Below are 6,102 nucleotides of genomic sequence, written 5' to 3' on the forward strand. Positions count from 1 at the left end.
TGAGGAAATACATATTTTTTAGGAGGAAGGTTAGATGAAAAAGTTAACTGTTTTACTTTTTTCCGCATTGCTTCTTCTGGCGGGTTGTTCAGGCGGACAGGAGTCAGCTGAGAACGGTAAGGACAAGCAGACAGAGAGTAAAAATGAGAAGGTGACGGTTGTTCTTGATTGGACACCGAATACGAATCATACGGGTTTGTATGTGGCGAAGGAGAAAGGTTATTTTAAAGAAGAAGGTTTGGATGTTGATATCATTTTACCTGGTGAGGCAGGGGCTGAGCAGCTTGTTGCTTCAGGTAAAGCAGATTTTGGTGTAAGTCATCAGGAGACAGTGACAGAAGCACGTGTTCAAGGGCTTCCAGTCGTTTCGATTGCGGCGATTATTCAGCATAATACGTCTGGATTTGCTTCACCTGTTGAGAAAAATATTAAGTCACCGAAAGATTTTGCAGGCAAAACATATGGTGGCTGGGGTGGACCTGCTGAGAAGCCAGTAATTTCGACGTTAATGAATGCGGAAAAAGCGAATGTGGATGATGTTTCATTTGTAAATATGGGTGAGACGGACTTTTTTACAGCTGTGAAGAGAGATATTGATTTTGCGTGGATTTTTTATGCGTGGACAGGGATTGAAGCTGAACTGCGCGGGGAAAAGCTGAATATGATTTATTTAACAGATTACAGTAAAAATCTTGATTATTATACGCCGATTATTGTAGCGAATGAAGGAAAGATAAAAGATAATGCAGATCAAGTGAAGAAGTTCATGAATGCTGTTTCAAAAGGATATAATTTTGCAATTGAAAATCCAGCGGAGGCAGCGGATATTTTAATAAAAGAAAATCCTGATCTTGATGCAGAGCTTGTGAAGAAAAGTCAGGAATGGCTGTCACCTCGTTATAAAGATGATGCACCAAGATGGGGCGAGCAAAAGCAGGAAGTTTGGGAAAACTATGCTAAGTGGATGCTTGAAAATAAAGTATTAGAAAAAGAGCTTGATACAAAATCAGCATTTACAAATGAATTTTTACCTAAGTAAGGGGAAGATAAAATGAGCAATGCACTTCTAAGTATTCAAATTATTCCTAAAATAAAAGGCGGGGACGATGTTATCCCATATGTTGATGAGGCGATTAAAGTGATTGCTGATTCTGGTGTAAATTTTGAAGTTCATCCGATGGAGACGACGATGGAAGGCGAACTTTCCGAGCTATTGGATATTGTGAAAAAGCTAAATGAGAGAATGATTGAGATTGGCTGCAGCGGAGCAATTTCACAAGTGAAAATTTCGTATAAGCCTGAAGGAATTAAAATGTCTGATTTAACGGGGAAATACCGTTAATGAGCGGGCGATTATTAAAGGGATGGAGACCGCTAGTCGTTCTCATCCTCTTCTTTTTTATTTGGGAGATTGTCGTAAAAAAAGCAGGGATTCCTGCATGGCTGCTTCCAGCTCCTTCTCAAATTATTCAGGAGGGGATTAAAAGCTGGACAAGCTTCTCCGGACATTTATTCTCGACGATTAAACTTGGAACAAGCGGTTTTTTAATTGGGATTACAATTGGTCTTTTAACAGCTGCTATTTTATATTTGATCCCGGTTGTAAGGGAATCTGTTTATCCGCTGCTTATTTTATCGCAAAATGTTCCGGTTATCGTTCTTGCTCCGCTCCTCGTTATTTGGTTCGGTTTTGGGATGCTTCCGAAAATCATCGTTATTACACTTGTCTGCTTTTTCCCAGTTACAGTCGCTGCGCTTGATGGATTTAAACAGACTGCTCCTGATTTAAAGCATTATATGAGAATGGCAGGGGCGACAAGGGGGCAATTGTTTTGGAAGCTTGAACTGCCGCATGCCCTTCCATCTATTTTTTCCGGACTTAAAATTTCCGCTACATACAGCATCATGGGTGCAGTTATTTCTGAATGGCTTGGGGCAAAAGCAGGGCTTGGTGTTTATATGACACTTGCTTCTTCTGCGTTTCGGACGGATCGTGTTTTTGTCGCTATTTTTGCGATTATGTTTTTAAGTTTATTATTTTTTGGAATCATTATTTTAATTGAAAAGCTGCTTGTTCGCTGGCAGTCAAAAGGAGCGAAATAATATGTCTGTTTTAACGATTGAAGATGTGTCAAAAAAGTTTGCTGAAACAGAAATTATTAAACATCTTAACCTGCAGGTAAATGAAGGGGAATTCGTTTCGATTCTCGGGCCGTCAGGAAGCGGGAAAAGCACTCTGTTTTCTTTAATTGGCGGTATTCTTACACCTGACAGCGGAGCAATTATACTTGAAGGAGAGAAAATAAATAGTAAAACAGGATCAATCAGCTATATGCCTCAGTCACCGAGCTTGCTTCCTTGGCGTACTGTCCTGCAAAATGTTCTGCTTGGTCAGGAGTTAAAAGGACCGAAAGATGAGAAAAAAGCAATAGAGATGATTGAAAAAGCAGGATTAGGAGCTTATATTCATGCATACCCAGACGAGCTTTCAGGAGGAATGAAACAGCGTGTTTCTTTTATTAGAGCACTGTTAAGTCCTCAGCCTCTCATTTTACTTGATGAACCGTTCTCCGCACTGGACGAGCTTACAAGGCTTGATATGCAGAAATGGCTTTTATCAATATGGGAAGAGAATCGTCGTACAGTTCTATTTATTACGCATAATTTGGAGGAAGCATTGTTTTTATCTGACCGGATCATTATTCTTTCAAGCAAGCCGGCAGAGGTCGTTGCTGATTATAAGATTCCATTTAAACGTCCGCGTGCAGAGGAGCTTTTTTTAGAGAATGAGTTTTTAGAGTGGAAGAGAGAAATTTATCATAAGATTAAAGCAGTAATGGAGTAAATCTAGATGAAAAGAATAATTGACGCTCATATTCATCTTGATCAGTATGAAAAAGAAGATATTGTGAATATTGTTTCTGACAGTTCGGTAGATGCTCTTATTGCAGTTTCATGGGATTTAGATTCTTGTAAAAGAACGAGGGAGCTTGCACAACAGTTTCCAAAGGTAAAGCCTGCTTATGGCTATCATCCGGAACAGTCTGTTCCAGCTGAGAAAGAAATAGCAGATCTCCTTTCTTGGATGGATCATCATCAACATGAGATGATCGCGGTCGGTGAAGTCGGTCTTCCTTATTATTTACGCAGGAAGGAAGATATTTCGCTTGAACCTTATATTGAATTGCTTGAACAATTTATCATTCGGGCAAAGAAATGGGATAAACCGATTGTTCTTCATGCGGTATATGAGGATGCACCAGTTGTTTGCAGCCTGCTTGAAAAACATTCGATTGAAAAAGCGCATTTTCACTGGTTTAAAGGAGATAAAAAAACAGTGGAGCGGATGATTAGAAATGGTTATTATATTTCTGTTACTCCTGATGTGCTGTATGAAATGGAGATTCAAAAGCTCGTCTGTCAGTGTCCGCTTGATCTGCTGATGGCAGAAACAGATGGTCCGTGGCCGTTTGAAGGTCCTTTTTCAGGCAGACAGACAGCTCCGCAAATGATTCACTTTTCTATTGGGAAAATTGCTGAATTGAAAAAAACGAGGGTAGAAGATATTTATTCGGCTTTATATAAAAATACACTGGAGATCTTTTCTAATTAGGAGAGGTCTTTTTTCTTTTAAATAGTAAACATTTTCTATAAAAAACCGATACAAATAGTAGAAAAGATAGTTAGGGAGTGTTCTAAATGTCTGTTGAGAAAATTCTATCACAGTCGGCACTTCACAGCTTAGATTTACTAACAAGAAATGAATATAAGGAGCCTGAGGAAACACAAGCTCCAGTGCAAACTGTAACGAGAGAAGATCTCGAAAAAATGGTGAGCAGTATTAATGACTTTCTTCATCCTTCCAATACACATATTAAGTTTCAGTTACATGAAAAGTTAAATGAATATTATGTTACAGTAGTTGATAATCACACAGAAGAAGTAATTCGCGAAATACCTTCAAAAAAATGGCTCGATATTTATTCGGCGATGACAGAGTTTATCGGCCTTATTGTAGATAGGAAAATTTAAGAGGAGTGACAGAGATGGCAATCAATAATCCATATGCTGCTTATGAGCAAAATGCAGTAACAACAGCAGCCCCAGGTGAAATTACACTTATGCTTTACAACGGTTGTTTAAAATTTATCCGCCAGGCGAAAAAAGCGATAGAAGAAGCAAATATTCAAGCGAAAAATACGAATTTACAAAAAGCTCAAAGTATCGTTACAGAATTAATGATTACACTTAATATGGAGCTTGAAGTGTCAAAGCAAATGGTTGTAATGTATGAATATATTAATCACCGCTTACTGGAAGCAAATTTAAAAAATGACACGGGGATTTTAGAGGAAGTAGAAGGACTTGTGACAGATTTTCGTGATACGTGGAAGCAGGTAATTCAAGTTACTCGTCAACAGCAATACGGTCAAGGCGGACAAGCATAGTGAGTGCTGTCGGACAAGTATACGATCTGACGGAAAAGCTCTTCCACCTAGTGGAAAACGAAGTGAAGCCTGAAGATCGGGATGAATTAATCGAAGAGATTTCTACCTTACTGGATGAGCGTGAAGACCTCCTTAAGGAGGTCGTTCCTCCTTTTACAGAAGAGGAGCAACTAAAAGGAAAGCAAATTGTACTTTGGAATGAGCGGATTAATTCTGAATTTATTAAAATAAAAGCGGAAGTACAAAAGAGTATATCAAATTTAAAGAAGACAAAAACAACAACACAGAAATATGTCAATCCATATCAGAACACAAGTCTTGACGGCATGTTTTACGATAAGAGAAAATAGGTGGACCATTTGCAAACTTTGACGGCTGATCAATATAATCTTTTAGCCTTTTACTATCAATTTCTAAATACAATTGAAGAAGGATTTGATTATGTGATCGAAAGCTTTCAAAGCTTGCATTTTGATGAAAGCAGGCTCATGCTTATTGATATCATTACTGCCTTTTATCATATTGATTCATCGAATCCGATTCTCCTTGCAATTTTGGAAGAAAATAATGATTTGCGTAAAGAGATTATGAAGTTTGACTCTGTTATTGAAACAGTGGAGCGTATTGAGCTTCTTGTTTTATTGCCTCATGAATACGAATTATTTGTAAAAAGTGAATTATCACCTGCTTTTCTTGCATGGAAGGAATCTGTGCAAATCAAGCTGAAGGATTATGTGACACATTAAATGGCGTGACAAATCTATAGGTCACCGATGAATGGGAGGTATTATTACCTGCTATTCATGAGTGACTTATGTAAGTCACTTTCTGTTTTAAATTTTCGGAATTTTTAAAAGATTCACAAAATGTTTACAGTTTTTTTAGGTTTAAGCAGGAGAAAGAGAGGGAAATGTAGAATTAAGTCTACATATCCTGTTAAGAGGAGGAGTTTTAGCCATGAGATACAACATCCGAGGAGAAAACATTGAAGTAACACCTGCATTAAAAGAGTACACTGAGAAAAAAATTAGTAAACTTGAAAGATATTTTGATGACTCTGTTGATACAAATGTGAATATTAATTTAAAATACTACAATGATAAAGAATCCAAAATCGAAGTTACGATTCCGATGTCGGACCTTGTGTTACGTGCTGAGGAACATAATGAGGATATGTATGCTGCGATTGACCTTGTAGTAAATAAATTAGAAAGACAAATCCGTAAACATAAAACAAAAGTAAATCGCAAGTCCCGTGAAAGAGGAGCTAAATTAACATTTACGGCAGGTGTAGCTGATGAGATAGAATCTGCTGTTGCACTTGAAGAAGATACTTTAGAGCTTGTCCGGACAAAGCGCTTTGATTTAAAACCGATGGATAGTGAAGAAGCGATCCTTCAAATGAATATGTTAGGCCATAATTTCTTCGTCTTCACTAACTCAGAAAATAATGCGACAAATGTCGTTTATAAACGTAAAGATGGAAAATACGGTTTAATTGAACCTAGATAAATTAAAATGAAAGCGCAGTGCAAAAAGGCACTGCGCTTTTTAGTGTCTCCAATTTGTTGTCCCACCTTCTAATTAATGTTAAAATAAAAGATAGTTTTCAGAAGGTTAGATAAAGTGAAACTTCCATCAGTGGGGTTTTTTC

10 protein-coding genes are annotated in these 6,102 nt (G+C 37.7%); all 10 read left to right on the forward strand.

Annotated features, from left to right (window positions below):
- Positions 1 to 34: 34 nt before the first annotated feature.
- The 10 genes from BFA01S_RS03150 (at position 35) to hpf (ending at position 5,960) form a co-directional block, all read left to right on the forward strand.
- Positions 35 to 1,039, forward strand: a complete 1,005-nt coding sequence (locus tag BFA01S_RS03150) for an ABC transporter substrate-binding protein (RefSeq protein WP_066225650.1) — start codon at positions 35 to 37, stop codon at positions 1,037 to 1,039.
- A gap of 12 nt (positions 1,040 to 1,051) precedes the next feature.
- Positions 1,052 to 1,342, forward strand: coding sequence for a thiamine-binding protein (locus BFA01S_RS03155; protein WP_066225654.1), 291 nt, complete (start codon positions 1,052 to 1,054; stop codon positions 1,340 to 1,342).
- The gene (locus BFA01S_RS03160; RefSeq protein ID WP_066225656.1) at positions 1,342 to 2,103 is read left to right on the forward strand and encodes an ABC transporter permease; all 762 of its coding nucleotides are present in this window, start codon (positions 1,342 to 1,344) and stop codon (positions 2,101 to 2,103) included. Before BFA01S_RS03155 ends, BFA01S_RS03160 begins: the two co-directional genes overlap by 1 nt.
- A 1-nt stretch (position 2,104) precedes the next feature.
- Positions 2,105 to 2,845, forward strand: a complete 741-nt coding sequence (locus BFA01S_RS03165; RefSeq protein WP_066225658.1) for an ABC transporter ATP-binding protein — start codon at positions 2,105 to 2,107, stop codon at positions 2,843 to 2,845.
- A 6-nt stretch (positions 2,846 to 2,851) separates the two neighbouring features.
- Positions 2,852 to 3,613, forward strand: coding sequence for a TatD family hydrolase (locus BFA01S_RS03170; RefSeq protein ID WP_066225660.1), 762 nt, complete (start codon positions 2,852 to 2,854; stop codon positions 3,611 to 3,613).
- Between the two features lie 86 nt (positions 3,614 to 3,699).
- Complete coding sequence (gene flaG / locus BFA01S_RS03175; RefSeq protein ID WP_066225662.1) at positions 3,700 to 4,032, forward strand: flagellar protein FlaG; 333 nt, start codon at positions 3,700 to 3,702, stop codon at positions 4,030 to 4,032.
- Positions 4,033 to 4,046: 14 nt separating this feature from the next.
- Positions 4,047 to 4,448 (forward strand): flagellar export chaperone FliS, encoded by a 402-nt coding sequence (gene fliS / locus BFA01S_RS03180; RefSeq protein WP_066225664.1) that lies wholly within the window; start codon positions 4,047 to 4,049, stop codon positions 4,446 to 4,448.
- Positions 4,448 to 4,798: a flagellar protein FliT gene (gene fliT, locus BFA01S_RS03185; protein ID WP_066225666.1), complete on the forward strand. Its 351-nt coding sequence runs from the start codon at positions 4,448 to 4,450 to the stop codon at positions 4,796 to 4,798. The genes fliS and fliT overlap by 1 nt, the downstream gene beginning before the upstream one ends.
- Positions 4,799 to 4,807: 9 nt before the next feature.
- Entirely contained in the window at positions 4,808 to 5,194 is a 387-nt protein-coding gene (locus tag BFA01S_RS03190; RefSeq protein WP_066225667.1) for a DUF8042 domain-containing protein, read from the forward strand.
- A gap of 211 nt (positions 5,195 to 5,405) precedes the next feature.
- Positions 5,406 to 5,960: a ribosome hibernation-promoting factor, HPF/YfiA family gene (hpf, locus tag BFA01S_RS03195; RefSeq protein WP_066225669.1), complete on the forward strand. Its 555-nt coding sequence runs from the start codon at positions 5,406 to 5,408 to the stop codon at positions 5,958 to 5,960.
- Positions 5,961 to 6,102: the final 142 nt, after the last annotated feature.

This window comes from Metabacillus fastidiosus NBRC 101226 (assembly GCF_001591625.1).
GTDB classification, from domain to species: Bacteria; Bacillota; Bacilli; order Bacillales; family Bacillaceae; genus Metabacillus; species Metabacillus fastidiosus.

Excerpts from the sequence above, each read along its gene's own strand:
- BFA01S_RS03150 (WP_066225650.1), top strand. The coding sequence starts at position 35 with ATGAAAAAGTTAACTGTTTTACTTTTTTCCGCATTGCTTCTTCTGGCG.
- BFA01S_RS03155 (WP_066225654.1), top strand. The coding sequence starts at position 1,052 with ATGAGCAATGCACTTCTAAGTATTCAAATTATTCCTAAAATAAAAGGC.
- BFA01S_RS03160 (WP_066225656.1), top strand. The coding sequence starts at position 1,342 with ATGAGCGGGCGATTATTAAAGGGATGGAGACCGCTAGTCGTTCTCATC.
- BFA01S_RS03165 (WP_066225658.1), top strand. The coding sequence starts at position 2,105 with ATGTCTGTTTTAACGATTGAAGATGTGTCAAAAAAGTTTGCTGAAACA.
- BFA01S_RS03170 (WP_066225660.1), top strand. The coding sequence starts at position 2,852 with ATGAAAAGAATAATTGACGCTCATATTCATCTTGATCAGTATGAAAAA.
- flaG (WP_066225662.1), top strand. The coding sequence starts at position 3,700 with ATGTCTGTTGAGAAAATTCTATCACAGTCGGCACTTCACAGCTTAGAT.
- fliS (WP_066225664.1), top strand. The coding sequence starts at position 4,047 with ATGGCAATCAATAATCCATATGCTGCTTATGAGCAAAATGCAGTAACA.
- hpf (WP_066225669.1), top strand. The coding sequence starts at position 5,406 with ATGAGATACAACATCCGAGGAGAAAACATTGAAGTAACACCTGCATTA.